Source organism: Propionispira raffinosivorans DSM 20765 (assembly GCF_000381065.1).
Taxonomy (GTDB): Bacteria; Bacillota; Negativicutes; order Selenomonadales; family Selenomonadaceae; genus Propionispira; species Propionispira raffinosivorans.
In genome coordinates, this window is sequence record NZ_KB905861.1 from 38,610 (window position 1) to 60,395 (window position 21,786).

17 protein-coding genes are annotated in these 21,786 nt (G+C 38.7%); 7 read left to right on the plus strand and 10 right to left on the minus strand.

Translation table 11 applies throughout. The annotated features are described in order from the left end of the window. Positions 1–22 precede the first annotated feature (22 nt). Together fabF and F606_RS0115770 are read right to left on the minus strand one after the other, a co-directional pair. Positions 23–1,267: a beta-ketoacyl-ACP synthase II gene (fabF, locus tag F606_RS0115765; RefSeq protein WP_019554856.1), complete on the minus strand. Its 1,245-nt coding sequence runs from the start codon at positions 1,265–1,267 to the stop codon at positions 23–25. Positions 1,268–1,429: 162 nt separating this feature from the next. Next, positions 1,430–2,773 (minus strand): DEAD/DEAH box helicase, encoded by a 1,344-nt coding sequence (locus F606_RS0115770; protein ID WP_019554857.1) that lies wholly within the window; start codon positions 2,771–2,773, stop codon positions 1,430–1,432. A gap of 166 nt (positions 2,774–2,939) precedes the next feature. Here F606_RS0115770 and F606_RS0115775 point away from each other — a divergent pair, with 166 nt between their 5' ends. Then, positions 2,940–3,608 carry a response regulator transcription factor gene (locus tag F606_RS0115775; RefSeq protein ID WP_019554858.1) on the plus strand — a complete coding sequence of 223 codons (669 nt, stop codon included), beginning with the start codon at positions 2,940–2,942 and terminating at the stop codon, positions 3,606–3,608. Then, complete coding sequence (locus F606_RS21360) at positions 3,609–4,880, plus strand: sensor histidine kinase (RefSeq protein WP_019554859.1); 1,272 nt, start codon at positions 3,609–3,611, stop codon at positions 4,878–4,880. It abuts the gene before it with no gap. A gap of 169 nt (positions 4,881–5,049) precedes the next feature. Here the strand turns inward: F606_RS21360 and araD are convergent, their stop codons facing one another. Genes araD through F606_RS0115800 form a run of 4 tightly spaced genes read right to left on the minus strand, consistent with a single transcriptional unit; the run spans position 5,050 to position 10,413 of the window. Next, a complete protein-coding gene (gene araD, locus F606_RS0115785) occupies positions 5,050–5,742 on the minus strand; it encodes an L-ribulose-5-phosphate 4-epimerase (RefSeq protein ID WP_019554860.1) in 693 nt (230 codons plus the stop codon). A gap of 14 nt (positions 5,743–5,756) precedes the next feature. Continuing rightward, positions 5,757–7,238, minus strand: coding sequence for an L-arabinose isomerase (gene araA / locus F606_RS0115790; protein WP_019554861.1), 1,482 nt, complete (start codon positions 7,236–7,238; stop codon positions 5,757–5,759). A 35-nt stretch (positions 7,239–7,273) separates the two neighbouring features. Continuing rightward, positions 7,274–8,947, minus strand: a complete 1,674-nt coding sequence (gene araB, locus F606_RS0115795) for a ribulokinase (protein ID WP_019554862.1) — start codon at positions 8,945–8,947, stop codon at positions 7,274–7,276. A 38-nt stretch (positions 8,948–8,985) separates the two neighbouring features. Continuing rightward, on the minus strand, positions 8,986–10,413 hold the full coding sequence (locus F606_RS0115800; RefSeq protein WP_019554863.1) for a sugar porter family MFS transporter: 1,428 nt from the start codon (positions 10,411–10,413) through the stop codon (positions 8,986–8,988). A gap of 819 nt (positions 10,414–11,232) precedes the next feature. Between F606_RS0115800 and corA the strand changes: the two genes are divergently transcribed. Beyond that, complete coding sequence (corA, locus tag F606_RS0115810) at positions 11,233–12,291, plus strand: magnesium/cobalt transporter CorA (RefSeq protein WP_019554865.1); 1,059 nt, start codon at positions 11,233–11,235, stop codon at positions 12,289–12,291. Between the two features lie 2 nt (positions 12,292–12,293). On the opposite strand, the gene F606_RS0115815 is transcribed toward corA, so the two are convergent. The 3 genes from F606_RS0115815 to F606_RS0115825 all read right to left on the minus strand — a co-directional run bounded on the left by F606_RS0115815 (position 12,294) and on the right by F606_RS0115825 (position 15,989). After that, on the minus strand, positions 12,294–13,010 hold the full coding sequence (locus F606_RS0115815) for a FadR/GntR family transcriptional regulator (protein WP_019554866.1): 717 nt from the start codon (positions 13,008–13,010) through the stop codon (positions 12,294–12,296). Between the two features lie 186 nt (positions 13,011–13,196). After that, entirely contained in the window at positions 13,197–13,751 is a 555-nt protein-coding gene (locus tag F606_RS0115820; protein ID WP_019554867.1) for a hypothetical protein, read from the minus strand. A 195-nt stretch (positions 13,752–13,946) separates the two neighbouring features. Then, the gene (locus tag F606_RS0115825) at positions 13,947–15,989 is read right to left on the minus strand and encodes an OPT family oligopeptide transporter (protein WP_019554868.1); all 2,043 of its coding nucleotides are present in this window, start codon (positions 15,987–15,989) and stop codon (positions 13,947–13,949) included. A 588-nt stretch (positions 15,990–16,577) separates the two neighbouring features. Here F606_RS0115825 and F606_RS0115830 point away from each other — a divergent pair. The 4 genes from F606_RS0115830 to F606_RS0115845 all read left to right on the plus strand — a co-directional run bounded on the left by F606_RS0115830 (position 16,578) and on the right by F606_RS0115845 (position 20,533). Then, positions 16,578–17,726, plus strand: coding sequence for an ABC transporter ATP-binding protein (locus tag F606_RS0115830; RefSeq protein WP_019554869.1), 1,149 nt, complete (start codon positions 16,578–16,580; stop codon positions 17,724–17,726). Between the two features lies 1 nt (position 17,727). Then, a complete protein-coding gene (locus tag F606_RS0115835) occupies positions 17,728–18,363 on the plus strand; it encodes an ABC transporter permease (protein ID WP_019554870.1) in 636 nt (211 codons plus the stop codon). A 22-nt stretch (positions 18,364–18,385) separates the two neighbouring features. After that, positions 18,386–19,285, plus strand: coding sequence for a glycine betaine ABC transporter substrate-binding protein (locus F606_RS0115840; protein WP_019554871.1), 900 nt, complete (start codon positions 18,386–18,388; stop codon positions 19,283–19,285). 345 nt (positions 19,286–19,630) lie between these two features. Beyond that, a complete protein-coding gene (locus tag F606_RS0115845) occupies positions 19,631–20,533 on the plus strand; it encodes a hypothetical protein (protein ID WP_019554872.1) in 903 nt (300 codons plus the stop codon). A gap of 99 nt (positions 20,534–20,632) precedes the next feature. Here F606_RS0115845 and ddlA read toward each other — a convergent pair whose 3' ends face one another. Then, positions 20,633–21,730, minus strand: a complete 1,098-nt coding sequence (ddlA, locus tag F606_RS0115850; protein WP_019554873.1) for a D-alanine--D-alanine ligase — start codon at positions 21,728–21,730, stop codon at positions 20,633–20,635. Positions 21,731–21,786 lie beyond the last annotated feature (56 nt).

A 21,786-nucleotide genomic window follows, 5' to 3' on the forward strand; every position in this document is an offset into this window, starting at 1 on the left:
AATATACCCCCATACTGAAAGTTCATAGCTCCGGCTGGTACTTGCGGAAAATCAAAGTGGCATTATGTCCGCCAAAGCCAAAAGAATTGGATAAACCATATTCCAAATCAGTACTATGGCCTGTATTCGCCGTATAATTTAAGTTACAATCATCATCGGCCGTATGATAATGAATCGTTGGCGGTACAAAACCATCTTGAAGTGCCAATGCCGTAATAATAGCTTCTATCCCACCTGCTGCCCCGAGCAAATGCCCGGTCATTGATTTCGTCGAGCTGATTGCCACTTTATAGGCATAATCCTGAAAAACTTCTTTGATTGCCTGTGTTTCCCCTTTATCACCAACTCCGGTTGAAGTGCCATGAGCATTAATATATTGAATAGCTGTTGAGTCTATTTTAGCATCTTTTAAAGCCATTTGCATACATCTGGCTGCACCTTCTCCACCAGGTGCACCAGCAGTAATATGATAAGCATCATTGGTACACCCATAACCAACGAGTTCAGCTATAATATGCGCTCCGCGTTTTTTTGCATGTTCCATTTCTTCTAAAACGACAATACCAGCACCTTCGCCCATAACAAAACCATCTCGATCCCTGTCAAACGGACGACAGGCAGTCTCCGTATCAACATTACGTGTCATGGCTTTATTCGCACAAAAACCCGCCATAGCGAGTCTGGTAATAGGGGCTTCCGTACCGCCGGCAATCATAATATCAGAATTGGCTCTTTGGATTATCTTAAAAGCATCACCAATCGCATTCGTTGAAGAAGCACATGCCGACACGGTACACTCCACAAATCCTTTAATACCAAACTCAATCGCCGTCATTCCAGCTGCCATATTCGGCAGCATCATCGGAATCAAAAAAGGACTGACCCTGTCTGCCCCCTTCGTCAAAAGTATTTCATGCTGTTTTTCCAAGGTTTCCAGCCCGCCGATCCCAGAACCAATAATCATACCAACTGTTTCTTGTTGCAGCAACTCCGTATCCAGTCTTGCATCAGCTAATGCCTCCTTTGTTGCTGCCATAGCATATTGAGAAAAGCGGTCTGTTCGTTTTGCTTCTTTTTTATCCATAAAATTACAAGGATCAAAATTTTTTATCTCAGCAGCTAGCTTGGTCGGCAAATCACTCGTATCAATTCTTTCAATATGAGTAATACCATTTTTCCCCTGTTTTATTGCTTGCCAAAAAGATGGCACATCCAGTCCCAATGAAGTAACGGCCCCCATCCCTGTAATAACTACACGTCGTTGCATAAAATAACCTCACTCTACATTTTAATTTAAGAAACTTTCCTAAGATTACCACATGCATCACAAAAAAAATGAACAACTCTTGCTATCCATTAATATTAAAAATAAATGGGAGACAAGCTGCTTTTTTACAAACAACTTGTCTCCCATTTATTTTTAATGAATTTATCGAATGCGACGTTTTACTATTTTCTTTTTCGCACCTAACTTTCCTTTAAAAGATGTCGGATTATTGGCTTTTCCAGCAGCAGCCTTCGGACGAGAACTACGATGATTTACCCCGCCATGTTCAGCCGTCTTAGGTTTATTTGCTGCATATTTCTTGCTCGGTTTACCTAGTTTTTTCGCTGCTTCACTTGGTTTTCGCTGCGATATTTCTTTACCTGGTTTTTCCCGGCACTCCATTTTCTGTTTTTGCAGCCGACTTTGTATTCCTTTTTCGATCATGCGCAGATACTCATGCTGGCGAGCATTAACAAAAGTAATTGCTGTACCTTTTTCCCCCGCCCGTCCCGTTCTGCCAATGCGATGGATATAAGCTTCTGCATCATGTGGAACATCATAATTAAAAACATGCGTAACGCCTTCAATGTCAAGCCCGCGTGCTGCAATATCTGTTGCAACCAAAATTTGCAGTTTCGCATCACGGAAACGCTTCAAAACTAACGTTCGCTGTGACTGCGACAAATCGCCATGCAGTTCATCGGCAAGATAACCCCGACCCGCTAAAGCCATTGCAACATCCGCAACTCTTTTTTTCGTATGGCAAAAAACCATTGCCAAATAAGGCTGATATTCATTGATAAATCCACAAAGTTTATCTATTTTTGTATCTTCCTCAGTATTGACGATAATCTGATTAATCTCATCGAGCGTGACATGTTCTGCTTTGATTTCAATCGAAACTGGATTCGTCATGTAGTGATGGGATAAGCCTTTAATCCGATCAGGAATCGTTGCGGAAAAAAACATAGTTTGACGATCACGAGCTGTAGCTCGCAGCAATCCTTCTACCTCTTCCAGAAAACCCATATGCAGCATCTCATCCGCTTCATCGAGCACTACTTTATTGGCCGTTGAAAGATCAATTGTCTTACGACGCAAATGGTCTAATAGGCGACCAGGGGTTCCAATAATGATATGAGGATTACGACCCAGTTTTTGGATTTGGCGGTCTACGTCTTGTCCACCATAGATTGCCAAAGATTTAATCCCGGCTTCATCACCAATTTTTGCAGCAACCTTTGCAATTTGAATCGTCAACTCCCTAGTTGGTGTAACAATAAGTGCCTGCACCGCTGGCGCATTTATTTTTATTTTTTCCATAATTGGCAGCAAAAACGCCAAAGTTTTCCCCGTTCCGGTCTGTGCCTGTACAATGACATCTTTACCGCTTCGAACAACCGGAATCGCTTCTTCTTGTACTGGCGTCGCTTCTACAATGCCGTTTTTCTTTAATATATCACATAAAGTCTCGCTGACCTTAAGTTCAGCAAATTTTATTCCCATTCAATGCACCTCTTTATATTTATTTTTCATTTTTTTCACTTTTTCCCGATTTTATGATAGATTATATATATTGTAGTCTAATTTCCCTAAAAAAACAAATGAAGTTCCAATGATTGTTCTTCATACTTAAAATATCTCATATTTTGTGAAAAGAAGGTTGATTCAAATGAATTTATTATTGGTTGAAGATGAAGTAAAACTAAGTGAGGCGCTCACCGTATTAATAGGCAGGGCTGGGTATACAGTAGAAACTGCTCTAGACGGCCTCACAGCACTCCAGATGACACGAGAAAACAAATACGATGTCATAGTACTCGATCGTATGCTGCCACGCTTAGATGGGCTGTCTGTTCTAAAAGAAATGCGCAAAGAAAAAAATGACACCCCTGTGCTTTTGCTCACCGCCAAAGATGAACCAAGTGAACGTGTTGCCGGACTTGAGGCTGGTGCTGATGATTATCTTATCAAACCATTTTTTACCGAAGAACTACTCGCTCGCATAAAAGTCCTCACACGCCGCAGTGAAAAAAAATCAACAGAAAATATCATTGAAAGCGGCGGCATCACTCTATATCCATTACACGGTGAAGCACTTTTAAAAGGAAAGACAAAAATTCAGCTCACGGTCAAAGAGACTGCTCTTTTATCACTGCTTATGCAAAACCAAGGACAAGTCGTCACCAAAGAACGTATCATGGAAAAAATATGGGGTTATAACAGTGATGCCGGCATAGCGAATGTCGATTTATATATCTATTACTTGCGAAAAAAATTGAATTTAACCAATATCAGGACAATCCGCGGTATTGGTTATTCCTTTGAAGAGGAACAATAAATGTTTCGCCAGCTTCACATAAAAATGACGCTTATTAATGCTGCTGTAACCGTATTTTTATTTATTATTTTAATTTCTGGCGTATGTATTTTACTAGAGTTTAATTCGCAAAGCACCACCGATTATACCTTAACCAAGATCACTAAAAATGTCACGCAAAATAATATGGTCGATTTACCACCACGTAATATGCGAGATAACGATTCTGAAGAAAAACGTCCTAGCATATTTCCCATGCCCCACCCCAGTTTTTTCTTTATCAAAACAGATGCCATTGGAATTATTGTGCATAAATCTTCTGATATCACGGTTGACAATGATACTCTATCGAAACTCGTACAAGCTACGGTCAAATCGACTAAACTACGAGATGATATTGAATTTGCCACGATTCCCTTTTCCTATCTTAAAACGCCATTATCAAATGGCGGATTTTTAATTGTATTTGATGACCAATCGGAAGAACGAACCATTTTTCATACTACTGTATCCTATTTAATTTTAGCTGGTTTATTTTGTACATTGCTTTCTTTTCTCGCCAGTTTTTTCATGGCAAAACACGTGATAAAACCAATCCAATATGCGACTACCCAGCAAAAGAAATTTGTTGCCAATGCGTCCCATGAGCTCAGAACTCCAATTACAATCATGCAGACTAACCTTGATATTATGAAAGGAGCGCCGCCCGGTGATACACTTGATAACAATCGCAAATGGCTTAACAATCTGCAAGGTGAGACAACTCGTATGACAGAACTCATCAACTCGCTTTTGTTTCTTGCTCGCGCCGATGCCAATCAGCAACTACTGGAAAAAGAATATTTTTCCCTTGATACGGTTGTTGAAAGTGCGGTTACAGCCTTTGAACTGCTAGCCGCTGAAAAGGAAATAACGCTTGAAACCAAAGTTCACGGTCAAGCTATAACGGGGCTTGGCGATCCGGCTCGTATTAAACAAGTGTTAACCATCCTCATTGACAATGCCCTGCGGCATACCCCACCCAATGGTAAAATTACAACAAATTGTTATAACACGGTTGATACTTCGGTTATAAATGTAATTGATACTGGTGAAGGTATTGCCGAAGAAGATATCGCCAAAATTTTTGATCGTTTTTACCAAGCCGACTCTTCGCGTCAGCGCGGTGGTGCCGGACTTGGGCTTTCCATGGCAAAGTGGATCATCAAGAGGCATAAAGGAACCTTAAAAGTCTTCAGCAAACTCGGGGAAGGTACCACGTTTACGATTAAACTGCCCCGTAATGCAATTTAAAAAGACTGACGAAAAATGTATCGAACCAGAATTCTGGCGAAACATTTTTGTCAGTCTTTTTTGTACAAAATTTTAGGAAAACCTATGTTTTTATAGTTTAATCCCTACTATAATTAATTGCATTAAATATTCTATATGGCAATCGTCAGGAATGGGGTATAGATTTCAATTATTTTTGTCCATAATAAGCATTTTTGCCATGTTTCCGCAAATAATGCTTATCCAGCAGAGCCTGCTGCATTTCACGGAATGCTCCACCATTTAAAGTAATCGACTGATATGCCATACAAGCCACTTCTTCTAAAACAACAGCATTGTGTACCGCTTCTTTTGCATTCGTACCCCAGGCAAACGGTCCATGTGAATGTACCAATACACCCGGTACATCCATCATATTTCGCCCGGCAAACGTTTCAATAATAACTGTACCCGTTTCTTTTTCATAGGCACCTTGAATTTCTTCCTCGTGCATATCTCTGGTACAAGGAATCGCACCATAAAAATAGTCTGCATGCGTTGTCCCAAGTGCTGGTATAGCTAAGCAAGCTTGTGCCCAAGAAGTCGCATACCGTGAATGTGTATGCACAACTCCACCGATTTGAGGACAAGCTTTATAAAGTTCAATATGTGTTGCCGTATCAGACGACGGATTAAGTTTTCCCTCAATCCGCTTACCATTCAGATCTACAACCACCATATCTTCTGGTCTCATTTTATCATAATCCACGCCTGATGGTTTGATAACAATAAAACCTGTTTCACGATCAATTGCTGAAACATTCCCCCAGGTAAATGTCACCATTTTATAAGCAGGCAGCATCATATTAGCATGGTATACTTCTTCTTTTAATTTTTCCAGCATCGTTATCGATCCTCCTACTTTAATTTCCAGATCAGATCTGACATCAATAAATCATGTTTAAACTGTGATATTTCCGTTTTTTCATTAATATGAACAAACTCGATATCCATCATAGCCGCCCAATCTTCAAGCTGCTGTGCTGTAACAGAAAAACTGATAATACTATGATGGGCTCCCCCAGCTAAAATCCAAGCTTCTGCTGATGTTTCTAGATTTGGCATTGGTTTCCACATCACTCTGGCAACTGGCAAATTTGGCATAGACAAAATTGGTTTTACAGCCAAAACATCATTGACAATCAAACGCATTCTGCCCCCCATATCAATTAAAGATGCCGTTATGGCTTTCCCTGCTTTACCTTCAAAAACCAAGCGCGCTGGTGCATCTTTACCGCCAATCCCCAAATCATGTACTTCAATTTTAGGTTTTTCAGCGGCAACACTTGGGCATACTTCTAACATATGGGCACCGAGAATTAAACTGCCACCATTATCCCCAAAATGATAGGTATAATCTTCCATTAAAGCTGTGCCCTTATCAACGCCCTGCGCCATCGTTTTCATTAAGCTTGTCATTGCAGCAACTTTCCAGTCACCTTCCGGACCAAATCCATAACCTTGTGCTGTCAAATGTTGTGTTGCCAGCCCCGGAAGCTGTTTCATGCCATACAAATCTTCGAAGGTATTAACGAAAGCATCAAATTTACCTTCCTGCAAAAATTTCTTCATGCCTATTTCCATTTTTGCTTGATAGCGAACGGAATCAATATTCTTTGTATTTAAAATATATTCTTCTTCATAAACTTTCATCAAGGCATCAATTTCTTTTTCAGTTACCCCATCAATATAAGGTACTAGATCACCAACTGGGTATGTATTGACCGACCAGCCAAGTTTGATCTGTGCTTCGACTTTATCGCCTTCCGTTACTGCAACATCGCGCATATTGTCACCAAAGCGAGCAACTTTCAATGATTTACTAGCCGCAACACCAATCGCGGTACGCATCCACAGTCCAATTTTTTCCTGTACATTTTTATCGCCCCAGTAACCAACAATCACGCGACGAGCCAAACGCATCCTTGTACCAATAAAGCCGTGTTCACGGTCACCATGTGCAGATTGATTCAAATTCATGAAATCCATATCAATTTCTTCATTAGGAATTTCTTTATTAAATTGTGTATGTAAATGCAAATAAGGTTTCTGCAATTTACCTAGCCCGCGAATCCACATTTTGGATGGAGAAAACGTATGCATCCAAGTAATGATACCCGCACAGCTCTGATCATAATTGGCATCTTCCATAACCTGTTCAATTGCGTCCGAAGTCGTCGCCACTAGTTTAAATTCAATTGTCACTGGTAAAATTCCAGCTTCATTGAGTTTTTTAACCATGACAGCCGAATGTTCCGCCACTTTTTTCAAAGTTTCTTCACCATAAAGATGCTGACTGCCAGTAATAAACCAAAATTTATATTCTTTTAACTGTTTCATGTAAAATTCCTCCATATACATTACATTTGTCTATTTTATTGATCCGCAAGGACTTCTTTTTTTATTGTTTTAAGACGTTTCATGACATCATTTTCACCGCGGCCAAAATATTCATGCAAAATATCATATTCTTTATATAAACGATCGTAAATAGCTGCATTTTTTGGATTTGGCAGATATACATCCGACCGCAATTTCCCCATATGTTTCGTCGCATCAAATACACTATCATAACCACCCGCAGCTGCCCCTGCTGCAACAGCGCCGAAAATGGCAGAACCAAGTGCCGGTCCCTGAGTTGATCCAGCAATTTTAACCGGCAGATTAATAACGTCGGCATAAATATGCATTGCTAATGCATTTTTCTGTGAAATACCGCCCGATGCATAAAATTCGTGAATCGGCACACCATTGGCACGAAATGTTTCAATAATCTTTCGCGTGCCAAAAGCAGTCGCCTCAATCAAAGCCCGGTACATCTCTTCCGGCTTTGTCTGAAGAGTCATCCCCAGCATCATACCTGTCAAATCAACATCCACTAATACAGAACGATTGCCATTCCACCAATCAAGTGCCAAAAGCCCACTTTCACCAGCTGTCAGTTTTTCAGCTTTTTCAGTCAAAAGCTGATGAATATCAATCGTTTTATCTCTTGCCTCTGCCAAATAAGCAGCCGGCAGACAGTTATTAACAAACCATTCAAAATGATCGCCTACACAAGACTGACCTGCTTCATAACCAAAAAATCCTGGTAATATACCATCTTCCACAACACCACACATACCCGGAACCATTTTTTCTTCTTCACCCAAAAGCACATGACAAGTCGAAGTTCCCATAATTGCCAAAATTTTGCCAACTCCATTGATTTTCACAGCCGGAACCGTTACATGAGCATCCACATTGCCAATCGCCACAGCGGTCCCTTCATTCAGACCGGTAAGTTTTGCCGCCAGTGGACTAATGACCCCCGCTTTTTGCCCGAGCGGTGTAACCGGGCAGCTCATTTTATCAGCAATCACATTTTCTAAGCGTGAATCTAAGGCTTTAAAAAAGTCTTTTGGTGGATACCCTTCTTTTTTATTCCACATCGCCTTATAACCAGCTGTACAAGAATTGCGGGTCTGCACACCGGTGAGCTGCCAAATAATCCAGTCAGCGGCTTCTACAAAATAATCCATTGCTGCATAAACCTCAGGGGATTCATCCAATATTTGCCAAAGTTTTGGTATTTCCCACTCCGAAGAAATTTTCCCACCATAACGAGCCAGCCATTTTTCACCACGCGCTGCGGCAATTTCATTTAAACGATTGGCTTTATCCTGCGCTGCATGATGTTTCCAAAGTTTTACATAGGCATGCGGATTGGCTTTAAACTCAGGCAAGAAACACAATGGTGTACCGTCTGCTTTTACCGGTAAAACCGTACAAGCTGTAAAGTCCGTACCAATACCGATAATATCATTCGGTGAAATTCCCGTTTGGTGAATAAGTTCTGGTATTGTATTCGATAAAACATCGATATAATCTTGTGGATCTTGCAAAGCCCAGTCAACCCCCAGCTTTGTGCCATCGGGTAAACACGTATCCATTACCGCATGAGGATATTTATAAATTGAACTGATTAACTCGCGTCCACTTTCCACTTCTACTAAAACAGCCCGCCCTGAAAGCGACCCAAAGTCAACACCGATTGTATATTTCGCCATAAAAAAACCTCCTATATTCTAAACGACTGTGAAACTTTTCAGCAGCCAATATCTCTAAGTTTCTTGCCTTTCAATAAATTCTGTTCAATTTGTTCCAATGTCACATTTTTGGTTTCAGGAATCAGGTAAATTGTAAAGAAAATAAACAAAACATTCATTCCCGTATAAATCCAAAATGTCATGGCTGAACCAACTGAATTCAATAATGTCAAGAATGTAGCACCAATGATCATATTTGAAATCCAATTTGTTGTAGTCGAACAAGCAATCCCGAAATCACGACTCTTAAGCGGTTGGATTTCCGAACACAAAATCCAAACAACCGGAGCAGCACTCATGGCATAACCGCCAATACAAACCACCGTCATCGCAACTGCTATATAAGAAATCCAAGTGGATGTACTACCATTATCAATCAGATTCAAGCAAACACCCAAAATCAAAGTTCCGGCTGCCATGACCGAAAACCCTATTTTCAAAGCTGGTTTACGACCGGCTTTATCTACCATATTCATGGCAATAAAAGTTGCTAACACAAACGTTAAACCATCGATTACTGTTGCCATCATCTGTTCTTCGGTTGTCGTAAAACCTGCCAGACTAAAAATTTTCGGTGCATAATACATTATAATGTTCATCCCTGTAAACTGTTGCATGGCCTGTAAAAGCATACCAAGAAAAACGACGCGGCGGACATTTTTATTGGCTTTGAAAAGCCCCCAGCCTTCTTGTTTGACTTTTAAACTTTCACGAATATCCAATAATTCACTCGCTACTTTTCTTTCATTACTATGCAGCATATGTAATACACTTTTCGCTTCATCGAAACGTCCTTTTGAAGCCAGCCATCTTGGGCTATCTGGCAGCTTCAAAACAGCCAGCATAAGAATCACTGCTGGTACACAAATAATACCAACCATCATCCGCCAATCTCCACTATAGCTAAGAGCGGTATCCGATAAAAAGGCTAATAAAATACCTACGGTAACCATCAGTTGATACATCGCAATCAATTTTCCCCGAATCTCTTTATCAGCCATTTCCGATAAATATAAAGGTGCTGTGTAGGAAGCAATCCCCACCGCAAAACCCAAAACAACACGTGCCACAAGTAAAATTGTTACACTCGTTGCAAACGCAGAACCGATGGAACCTAAAATGAAAAATCCTGCCCCAATTAACAAACTGTATTTTCTTCCAAGACGTGAAGACAGCCACCCTGTGGCAATTGCACCAAATGCTGCCCCTAACATCATTGAACTAACAACCCATTCTTGCTGTTGACTGCTTAAAGCAAAATGCTTTGCAATAAATGGCAAGGCTCCTGCGATAACACCAATATCCAAGCCAAATAACAGACCGGCCATCCCCGCCGCAAATGAAATAAAAGTACGCATTTTAGCCGTCTTTCGATCCCTCGTATTTGAAATTCTTCCAAAGTTTTCTTGTACAGTATCTTCCATCATATGAAAAATCTCCTCCATTCAAATAAAACAGTTTTCTGAAACTTCTAAATAAATGACCTAATTATCTATATATCATAAATACAACATGGCAGCTTGGTGAATTTGCCGGCTTGCTTCACACCTACTCATACTGTATGAAAAACTACCTTATTCAACTTTTCTTTCGCATTTTCGTTGTCATACATATTTGTAAAAATTATCATACAACTAACTTTTATAATATAACACTCTTTACTTAATATTTCAATTATTTTTTATTTATTTATATTGTTTTAATCATAGTCTGTATTTATAACTGTCAGAACCTTTGTATACTATGACTCATTTAGGCTTTTTTTAACCGATGATTTGTAGTATTGCCTTTGTATTTTATTGCACAACACGATAAATCATCATACATTTCGGCAATAAATTTCCTGCTTATCATTTAGTATTGCTTGTATGAAAACAAAATCTATTAAAAATTCTTTTTAAATAAGAAAAGACGCAACTATAAATTATAGCTGCGTCCTAAGCGAAAATCACTTTGCTTGTATAGATGCTAATGTAGCATTAGCTTGAGTTGTAGGTTTTTTCTTATCGGCCTTTTTCTTTTTCTTTTCCTTGTTCTTTGGGCTCTTATCTCCCATATTGAACATCTCCCTTTTGTTATGACCTATTGTTTATTATAACACCTTTTGCTCAATTTAGTTAGTCCTTTTTCTAAGGACAACTGAGAACAAGTCGCTTTTTGCCCTAAAATGATATTGTTTTTTGTTCGGTTTTGTAATAGAATCTCAATAACAGCCATGAGTATAATATATAAGAAGAGGTATCTAAATGAAAAAACGCCGCCGTTTCTCTACCCAGAAGGCAGGACTTCCTCCTGGTACATTGATTGGCTATGGATTTGATCCAGCCGTAAAAACAAAAGTACGCGTAATCGATTTCAATAGTGATCGATTCTATGAAAGCGAAATCAACTCCATTGATGATTTATCCAGTTTTAAACAAACGGAGACCGTAACCTGGATTGATATTGTCGGTGCCAGTCAAATAGAAGTATTAGATAAAATTGGTCAGTTATTCGGCATTCATAATTTAGTTCTTGAAGATATGCTCAATACAAGTCATCGACCAAAAACAGAAGACTATGGAGAATATCTTTTTTTAATCATGAAAAATATCCGTTTGCAAGACAATGATTTGTTAATTGAACAAATTTCTCTAATTATTGGTAAAAACTATGTAATCACTTTTTTAGAAAACGATTTTAATGTTTTTGAGGCAGTTCGTAATCGCTTGCGCTCCAGTAAAAGTAAAATTCGAAAAACTGGGGCGGATTATCTTGGCTATGCTTTACTCGATCTCGTCGTTGACAATTATTTTATTGCCTTGGAACATGTCGGTGAACAAATTGATCTTTTAGAAGAACGCGTTATCCAAGAAGTCGATGCCACGCAAGTTAAGGAGATTCAAGGTCTGCGTACTGATCTCTTATTTATCCGCAAAGCCATCTGGCCGTTGCGTGAGATTATTAGCAATCTGGAAAGAGGCGACTCTGAGCTGTTAAGTCCACAAATGCATATCTACATTCGCGACGTCTACGATCATGTTGTACAAATTATTGACACCGTAGAGACCTACCGTGAAATGGTTAATGGTTTGATGGATATTTATTTGTCAAGCATCAGCAATCGCATGAACGAAGTTATGAAAGTTTTAACCATCATCTCAACCATTTTCATTCCATTAACGTTTTTAGCCGGCCTTGAAGGCATGAATTTCAAGACTATGCCTGAACTCGATTTAGATTATGGCTATCCTTTCCTTCTATTGTTCATGCTTTTAATCGTATTAGGTATGCTCCGCTTTTTTCGCAAGAAACAATGGCTGTGACATTAAAAAGTTGTGTTTTTCATCATATAATCGAACCGCAGATTTTCATCGACCAGCTGAAAATGTTCTTCAATCGCAGCCTGAGCACCAATTTTATCACCAGCTTTCAAACACATAACCATATGTTGGTGTGCCAGCTGCAAGCGCTTTTTACCTTTATCTTCTGCGATAATTTTTTTGCGTAAATCCTTAATAAACAGGTGCATCACATCAGCCAGAGCTTGTAAAATTGTAACAATTAAGGGATTACTGGCCGCCGTGGCAATTGTATAATGTAGTTTTTCATCCAATGCTACATTCGCTGTATCATCTGTATTTTTCTCCATAGCTTCAATAATGGATTCTAATAGATCCGTTTGTTCTTTACTGATCTTATCAATCGCCAAAGCAATCATTGTTTTTTCCAGACCGCAGCGCAATTCACTGATCTGTTTATAATCAATTTTCTGCACCAAAAACATCATCGCCAATGATTCACCAAGGCTTTTTTCAAAATTACCAGAAATCACATTTCCCGCCCCTTGTGTACTGGTTATGATACCCATGACTTCTAATGTCCGCAAGGCTTCTCTTATAGAAGTGCGACTTACCCCCAGCGTCTCGGCTAATTCACGTTCAGGCGGCAAAGTATCCCCCAGATTAACCTCATTACAGATGATTTTTCTTTTTATTGAATCTATGACTTTTTGATAAGCTCGTCCAGCTTCTTGTCTTGCCATGTCTACATCCCCCATTACGTCTTTTAAAGTAGCAATATTTTACCACAGACAGATAGAAATCGCAATTTTATGAAAAATACATTCTTAGCGAAGACTATTAGGATTAAAAAAACAACAACTAGAGATATTGTGAAAATATCTCTAGTTGTTGTTTTTTACATTTTGCAGTATAGATGCTTCAGTAGTTTATAGTGAGTCGATAATTTTCTGGTACCCATCTTCCATAGCATCATGAATTGCATTTGTTATAGATGTTTTGGCAGCAGCATCTTTTGCCGATCCGTTGGTTTGAAAAACGATCAACCGATTCGTACTGCGATTATAAAATTTATATTGCAATTGCGCTTTCGTTTTGATCTCAGTAGAAATAAATTGAATGTAACCATTACAATTCAACTTGGCTATTTTCATCCCGATAACATAATCCGCTTTTGTATCTTTCGCAACAGCTTCAAATACATCTTTTTCAGGAAGTTCCATTATTGAAGGGTCATATCCCGCATGGTTCAAAGCCTTTTGAACATCCTCTTCGGGAATTATTTTAATTTTAGAAACTAAAAAGCCTTCCATATACTGATCTTTCACAATATCTTTCACATAAGTTTTCAGCTCCGCTGTTGCACCTATGTATGGAATGACGGCAATGGTATACAATTCTGATTCCACTGCCTGGCTTGCTTCTGCAAATACATGTGTCGTCGATAATAAAAAGAAAACCAATAAAAATAAGACCGTCCTCATTTACACCACTCCATTTAGAAATTTACACATTGAGCTTACTCTACTTTCATCATTATCAATAGATATCCTATACTATAGTACGCCTATAGTCTTAGAATTTCCTTTGATTTATACATTTTATTTTTTTAAAAAGCAGGGGCATTTATCGTTTATTTTACGATAAATGCCCCTACGACGTGTTATTACAACGTTTTATTATTTTACTTCAACTTTAGAATTGAGCACATGATAAATGAATACTGCAATCAATAAGATAAACACAATAAGCCCCAGTGAATCGGCTGTGGGTTCAAAATTTTTTCCAACCAAAGCCAATGGTGAATCGCTGCCACCAGCCGTTACCGAAAAGACAATAATGATGGCAATGATAACGCCCATTAAGCTTTCACCAACAATCAACCCCGATGCAAAAAGCACACCCTTACGATTGGATTTTTCAACTTCGGCTTCTACATTTTGGGAATTGCGTTCAATTGCCTGTTTTTTCAAATGACGATGAACCAGATAGCTCATAACGGTCCCAATAATCAAAGGCACTTCGAGTGTAGGCGGTAAATAAATCCCCATACCTACAGCCAGTGGCGGCAAGCAATAAGAGACAGAATTTTTTTTCAACAATAAATCAAGGATAATAATCAAAATACCAATGCCAATACCAAAAAGGATATAATTCCAATCCAAATTATGGCTGAAAATACCTTTGGCAATTGTCGTCATCAAGGTTGCCTGTGGTGCCGACAAAGCCTGTCCAGGGTCCATTCCCATGCGAGGCATTGCACCAGTGAAGCCATATGCTTCATATAGTAAATTAAGTACCGGAGCAATGGCAAAAGCACCGATAACACTGCCCAGTATCAAAGACACCTGTTGTTTCCAAGGCGTAGCACCAACCAAATAGCCTGTCTTCAAATCTTGTAAATTATCATTTGATATAGCGGCGATACTAATAATAACACTCGTAATGAAAATCGCCAACGCCGTGGCAAATTTACTGCCTGATTCCGATTCAAATACACCAGCTGAGGTCCCGATTGCCAGTACTACAAGTGAAGAAATAATAATACCCAAAATAGCAATCCCTGAAATAGGACTCGCTGATGTACCTATTAACCCAGCCATATAACCGCAGGCTGCCGCAACAAAAAAGCCCATTAAAACAGCTACTATAACACCAGCTGCCACAAAAGCCCAAGTAGTTCCAACAGCCAAATTTGCATCCGATATAAAAGAATAAAATGTTCCTGTTAAACCTAAAACAATAACACCAAAAATAATACCAACCGCTTTGGGTGATAAATCCGTATCCATTCGATGCAAGCTTTTTTCAGCTTCTGTACTTTTCATTGCTTTGATAGAAAGTGACATGCCTTCAATAATAGGTTTTGCGAGCATCACTAATGTCCAAATAGCCGCAACACCAATCGTCCCAGCCCCGATAAAGCGGACTTTTTGTGCCCAAATACCAGTGGCAAATGCCTGCACACTTTGTCCTTCTGCTGGTGTAAAAACAGAAGTTAAATAAGGTACAAATACGCCCCATGACAAAAGTGTACCAACCAGCATTGCCATTCCACTGGCAATACCAATTAAATAACCTGCACCAATCAAAGCCGCTGAATAGCCAAGTGGCAATTTGGAAGTGATCTTACCAAAGCTAAACCAATAGCTTACTTCCGATGACATAATGTGGAACCCATTCGTACATAAACTAATTAAAGCAGCCAGTAGTCCACCCGATAAAATATCTTTCATACCACTTGCCTGTTTCGTGTCTGAACTGTCACTGCCCACTTTCAAAATTTCCGCAGCCGCCAAACCTTCCGGGTATGGTAAATCACTGTTAACAATCATCGCCCGACGAAGCGGAATCGTAAACAGTACACCAAGGCTCCCCCCACATGCGCAAAGCATCAGCGTTTGCCAAAAAGGGAATCCCTGCCAATAGCCAATCATTAACAATCCCGGAATAACAAAAATGACGGAAGAAAGTGTCCCTGCCGCCGAAGCTTGTGTTTGTACCATATTATTTTCTAATATATTCGACTCTTTAAACATCTTCAAAATTGCCATAGAAATTACAGCCGCCGGAATCGACGACGAAAAAGTAAGCCCTACTTTTAAACCTAAATAAACATTAGATGCCGTGAAAATAACCGTAATCAACATTCCTAGCAGCATGCCCCGAAGCGTAAGTTCAGGCAAGTGTATTTCATTGCTCATAAAATCTACTTGTTTCATATGTATTCTCCTTTTGTTTAATTGGTTTGCAAATCAATCTGCTGTTAAAAATCCATTGTTTTTGTGTAGTACACTTTTACTATAACCACCCCATTTTTTATCGAATCCGACTTAATTTTCTTAAATTAATAGCCATATGTCCTCACGAGAGAAACACTTATCTCAAAGCCAATATCGCATATACATATTATAGTTATTTCAGCTTTTTTTGTATACCTTTATTTTTATAAAGTACTATATATAAAACGAATGAAAGCAGCAAAAAAAATCACAGCTACCCTAACGATAGTACTATTTGCCATAAATTTTTTTGCTCAATTTTTTTATAAATATTTTTCAAAAGCCTATTGACATTTCCTTATTAATTGACAATAACTTTCTTTTAGAATATAATATGTATATGGAATCGTTTTAAATTAGTGAAAATTAATATTGAAAATCTCACTGAATCCCCACTATATTGGGCGTAAATCTGTTAAAGGTTCGCTCATATAGCTGGGGGTTTTCTCTTAAAAAACGTTCGATAGGCATTTACTCTGCAAGTTTTAATAACGCAGGCTATTTTTGCCAGAAGGAGGAGATATCCCTATGATCGTATTTAAAAATGTAAACAAGGTGTATAGCAAGGACTTTCACGCCGTCGAAAATATGAATCTTCATATTGAAGAAGGAGAATTATTTGCCCTAATTGGTCCCAGTGGTTCGGGAAAGTCCACCACGATGAAAATGATTAATCGTTTAATCGAGCCAACCTCTGGTACTGTTCTAATCAACAATAAAAACATCGCAGAAGAAAATCCGGTAGCACTGCGCCGCAATATTGGCTATGTAATCCAACATATTGGTCTTTTACCGCATATGACGATTGGTGAAAATATCGCCCTTGTTCCACGTTTAAAAAAATGGGATAAAGAAAAATCTGACAAGCGTGTTGATGAACTATTAGATATGGTCAATTTACCTGCGGAAACATATCGAAATCGGTATCCAGCTGAACTAAGCGGTGGTCAGCAGCAGCGGATCGGAGTAATTCGTGCTTTAGCTGGGGATCCGCCGATTGTTCTTATGGATGAACCCTTCAGTGCCCTTGATCCAATCAGCCGTGAACAACTACAAGATGATCTTTTGGATTTGCAGACAAAATTCCATAAAACGATTGTTTTTGTAACCCATGATATTGATGAAGCAATTAAGCTTGCCGATCGGATTGGTATTATGCAAGCTGGAAAGCTCATTCAATTTGATACCCCTGAACAAATTTTACGTCATCCAATCAACGATTTTGTGAGAACCTTTATTGGTGCTGACCGTATCAATCAAATCGAAAAATATCCAACAATTGAAGAAGTGATGGTTCATGCTATTACAACATTCCCAAGCTTTGGTCTAGCCGAAGGGTTGACCAAAATGCGGAAATATAAAGTAGATTCTTTGCTTATTGTTGATAAAGACAAAACATTTTTAGGAGTCGCCAACGCACGTGAAATCCAGAAGAATTTTTCCAATGAAAAAATTGTATTGTCTGATATCATGAAACGTGATGTTCATACTGTTAAACTATCACAAGAATTAGGCGATGCCATCAATTTAATTAGTGAGCATAACGTAGAATATCTACCTGTACTAAATGAAAATAATCAACTAAAAGGTCTGATAACGCGTGCCTCTTTAGTTGATGTAATGGCCAATCAAATGCGAACCAATAATAATGACGCAGTTGTCGGGGGGAATGAATAATATGTTAGAAAATTTTTTTATGATGTTACAAAATCGCTGGCCTGAAATAATAATCGGCACATGGCAGCATCTTCAACTTACAATAGTCGCTTTATTCATTGCAAACCTGATTGCGCTTCCGCTAGGAATTTTACTTACACGAAAACGAAAAATTGCTGAAACCATTATCGGCATCACTTCCGTATTTCAAACCATCCCCAGTTTAGCCTTATTGGGATTTATGGTACCATTGTTTGGGATTGGTTTTGGACCAGCGATCATCGCTTTAACCGTCTATGGTCTTTTGCCGATTTTACGCAACACCTATACAGGAATTTTAGGTGTTGACCAATCAGTTATTGATGCTGGTACTGGCATGGGAATGACATCCAGGCAAGTATTGTTTATGATCGAACTCCCTTTAGCACTCCCTATTATCATGGCAGGTATCCGCACCGCAACCGTTATGGTCATTGGTGTAGCTACTTTAGCAGCATTAGTTGGTGCTGGTGGTTTAGGTGATTTAATTTTCCGTGGGATTGCTATGGCAAGACAGGATCTTATTTTGGCTGGTGCTATACCAGCAGCCTTGTTATCCGTCATATTTGATTATGGCTTAAAGAAAATTGAAATTGCCGTACAGCCAAAAAGTAAATAAGACCCTATGAAAGGAAGATTTTATGAAGAAGCTTATTTTATTACTGATTACCATCTTGGCTACCATGAGTATTCTAGGATGTTCTTCACTTTTTGGTAAAGATACCAATACCGTCATTATTGGTGGCAAAAACTTTACTGAACAAGATATTTTGATTTACCTAATGAAAGGTGTCATTGAAAAAAATACCAATCTAAAAGTAGAGACGAAAGCCTATTTAGGCGGAACAAGCGTTGTCGCTCAAGCAATTGAACGAGGTGATTTAGATATCTATGCTGAATACACCGGAACAGCTCTTGTCAATATCTTAGGTGAAGAATATGTTGCGCCCAGCAGCTCAGAATTTGTCTATGAAAAAGTAAAAAAACTCTACGCAGAAAAAAAACAGATTATCTGGATGAAGCCATTAGGTTTTAGCAATGCGTACACATTAGCGATGCGGGCAGATCAGGCTAATGCACTTTCTATCCAATCTATGAGTGATCTAGCAAAACAGTCTGGCACCCTACAATTAGGTGCAACACATGAATTTTTAGAACGAGTGGATGGTTATGAAAATGTTAAATCCATATATGACATGAAATTCGAGTCGCCCGCTGGCATGGAACCAGGTTTAACCTACGCCGCTTGTCGTGACGGAAATGTAGATGTGATTGATGCGTTCTCTACCGATGGACGAATCATTGCCTTTAATTTAAAAGTATTAGATGATGATAAACATGCATTTCCACCATTTGATGCAGCGCCGCTCGTACGAGCTGATACGTTGAAACTGCATCCTGAAATTGCGGATGCCCTCAACTTATTAGCGGGAAAAATAAACAATGAAGAAATGTCAAAACTAAATGCAAAAGTTGACTTAGATGGTAAAAGTCCAAATGTCGTTGCAAATGAATGGCTGTCTGATAACGGCTTTCTTTAACAATCACTAATGAATTAGTTATACTATTATATAACTAATTCATTATAAGTCAAATGATTATTTGACAATGATTCTTCTTTGCAGTATAATAGATATATAAAGTTTTATTATGTATCGGATCATTTACAGCAAAATACTGAATCCCTACGAATATGGGCGGTAGATCTTTTACAGACACGCTTCATAAACGTAGGGTTTTTTTCTTATCCTAATCAAAAATAAAATAATATGTCTTGGTCTGTATCCCTGCTTATCCTATTGACTAGTATCTGTATTACCAACCCGTTCATTCGTGCAGAGCCAATACATTCACAATAAAAGTACGAAAAAGGAGACGAAATAAAAATGAAATATTTTAGCTTACGTATTTTATGCGTTTTGAGTTTATTACTAGGAATTCAGACTGCTGGTTTAGCTTCCGCAGAAGATGCCAGTCAGGCCGTGCCTGCTAATTTAACTACAGAACAATTTCCTGGACACAGTTTCACTTTTCTAAATTTACCTGCTGATCAACAAAGTGTCGGCTATAAAATTTTCACACCAGCACAGGCAGAACAAGGAGATCAATCTTCGCCAATTAATTTTTCTGAACATTTTGCCAAAGAAGCTACTGTGAGTAAAGTGATCCTAGACCCGGCTACAAAAGAATATTTAGTATATCTAACAGTAAATGATACGGGGGAAGAATTGGCGGAACATACGAGACACGGCCAGTTAAACAGCCTGGTATTAACATCTGATTTAATAAATGCCAAAGAACAGTTCATGGGTAAAACAATTTATCCTAAAACGCGAAATTTGTCAGGCAGCGATGATGTAACAACACCTATTTTAATCGGTAGTGCTGTTACTGTAGTTGATGTAGTGGCTAGTTCACAAGCACAAAAACCAATTTCATTGGTTGTCTCTGTAAATGGGAAAAATGCTATTCTACCAATAGCTTATAGCTGGACCAACATATCGGCAGAGAACTGGTCAAGTACGCCAGCTTGGCAAGAAGATTTATTTCTTCAAAACCCAAGAACTACATTGGGCTGGTCATCCGCCACATGGGAAAATATTGAAAAAGCCAGCGTGATCGAAAATATGACAAAAGATCAGGTATTGCTCAGTTGGGGAAAACCAAACCGAGCTGAAAACAATGGAACTGCTTGGATTTACGGTTCGAAAAAGTTGAATTTTTCTGGTAATGTAGTATCATCTATTGAAGCAATACCTGAAACAACTCCTATTGAAACCATCAAATAAATCGTCCTTGAAGTTTCTCACTATTCAAAATTATCTAGTAAAAACACATGATAGATTAAATCAAAAAGAAGCCACACTAAGCTGTGGCTTCTTTTTGATTTAGTCATCATATGATATTTGCAGTCTATGTTCCCGTTCATAACGTTCCAAGGCGAATTGAATTAATCTATGAATCAAATCCGGATAACTCACTCCACTAAGTTCCCATAATTTCGGGTACATGCTAATTTTTGTAAAACCAGGAATTGTGTTGATTTCATTCACAATGATACGCTGATCTTTCGTTAAAAAACAATCTACTCTAGCCATACCTTCGCAGCCAAGTACCTGAAAAACCTGAATTGCCACTGTTTGGATTTTTTTACTGAGTGCAGCCGAAAGATTCGCTGGCAATTTTAAAATCGCACCATTTTCATCTCTGTACTTGGCATCATATGAATAAAAATCTTTTTGGGCAATAATTTCACCAATCACCGATGCTTTTGGTTGATCATTTCCTAGTATTCCACATTCTAGTTCACGCCCTACAATAGCTTCTTCAATCAAAATCTTATTATCAAATTGAAATGCTGTTTTTATCGCCTCAGCAAACGTAAAAACATCATGAACTTTACTCACACCTACCGACGATCCTGCATTAGCAGGTTTGATAAATAAAGGCAGACCAAGTTCAGAACTAATATCATTAAAATTAATCTGTTCCCGCTGCCAATAAAAATACGTTTTAAATCTAGCAATGTCAATTCCTGCATCACGCAAAATTCGTTTCGTCATATCTTTATCCATGCCAACAGCTGATGCTAAGACTCCTGGTCCAACGTAAGGAATATCAGCAAGTTTCAAGAAGCCTTGAACGGTACCATCTTCACCATTTGTACCATGTAAAACCGGAAAAATCACATCAATGGGTTGTTTCATTCCACCTTTACAGGAAAATACCGCTTCATTTACCCCATCCCCAAGTGTAAAAAGCATATTGCTGTCAATGTTTGATTTTATGTTCTGTAATGAATTTCCTGCCTGTAAAATCATGTCGCTGTTATAGAGTTTCCATTGACCACTTTCATCAATTCCAATGAGTGTAAGATCATATTTTTCTTTATCAATAGCTTCTATAATATTTTGAACAGACTGCAACGAAACTGCATGTTCAGCAGATTGCCCGCCAAACAAAAGTCCAAGATTAATTTTCTTCATTCAAGCGCCGACTCCTTCACATTTAAAACTTTCTTTATAGTGTAACAAGCCTGGTC

Excerpts from the sequence above, each read along its gene's own strand:
- fabF (WP_019554856.1), bottom strand. The coding sequence starts at position 1,267 with ATGCAACGACGTGTAGTTATTACAGGGATGGGGGCCGTTACTTCATTG.
- F606_RS0115770 (WP_019554857.1), bottom strand. The coding sequence starts at position 2,773 with ATGGGAATAAAATTTGCTGAACTTAAGGTCAGCGAGACTTTATGTGAT.
- F606_RS0115775 (WP_019554858.1), top strand. The coding sequence starts at position 2,940 with ATGAATTTATTATTGGTTGAAGATGAAGTAAAACTAAGTGAGGCGCTC.
- F606_RS21360 (WP_019554859.1), top strand. The coding sequence starts at position 3,609 with ATGTTTCGCCAGCTTCACATAAAAATGACGCTTATTAATGCTGCTGTA.
- araD (WP_019554860.1), bottom strand. The coding sequence starts at position 5,742 with ATGCTGGAAAAATTAAAAGAAGAAGTATACCATGCTAATATGATGCTG.
- araA (WP_019554861.1), bottom strand. The coding sequence starts at position 7,238 with ATGAAACAGTTAAAAGAATATAAATTTTGGTTTATTACTGGCAGTCAG.
- araB (WP_019554862.1), bottom strand. The coding sequence starts at position 8,947 with ATGGCGAAATATACAATCGGTGTTGACTTTGGGTCGCTTTCAGGGCGG.
- F606_RS0115800 (WP_019554863.1), bottom strand. The coding sequence starts at position 10,413 with ATGATGGAAGATACTGTACAAGAAAACTTTGGAAGAATTTCAAATACG.
- corA (WP_019554865.1), top strand. The coding sequence starts at position 11,233 with ATGAAAAAACGCCGCCGTTTCTCTACCCAGAAGGCAGGACTTCCTCCT.
- F606_RS0115815 (WP_019554866.1), bottom strand. The coding sequence starts at position 13,010 with ATGGCAAGACAAGAAGCTGGACGAGCTTATCAAAAAGTCATAGATTCA.
- F606_RS0115820 (WP_019554867.1), bottom strand. The coding sequence starts at position 13,751 with ATGAGGACGGTCTTATTTTTATTGGTTTTCTTTTTATTATCGACGACA.
- F606_RS0115825 (WP_019554868.1), bottom strand. The coding sequence starts at position 15,989 with ATGAAACAAGTAGATTTTATGAGCAATGAAATACACTTGCCTGAACTT.
- F606_RS0115830 (WP_019554869.1), top strand. The coding sequence starts at position 16,578 with ATGATCGTATTTAAAAATGTAAACAAGGTGTATAGCAAGGACTTTCAC.
- F606_RS0115835 (WP_019554870.1), top strand. The coding sequence starts at position 17,728 with ATGTTAGAAAATTTTTTTATGATGTTACAAAATCGCTGGCCTGAAATA.
- F606_RS0115840 (WP_019554871.1), top strand. The coding sequence starts at position 18,386 with ATGAAGAAGCTTATTTTATTACTGATTACCATCTTGGCTACCATGAGT.
- F606_RS0115845 (WP_019554872.1), top strand. The coding sequence starts at position 19,631 with ATGAAATATTTTAGCTTACGTATTTTATGCGTTTTGAGTTTATTACTA.
- ddlA (WP_019554873.1), bottom strand. The coding sequence starts at position 21,730 with ATGAAGAAAATTAATCTTGGACTTTTGTTTGGCGGGCAATCTGCTGAA.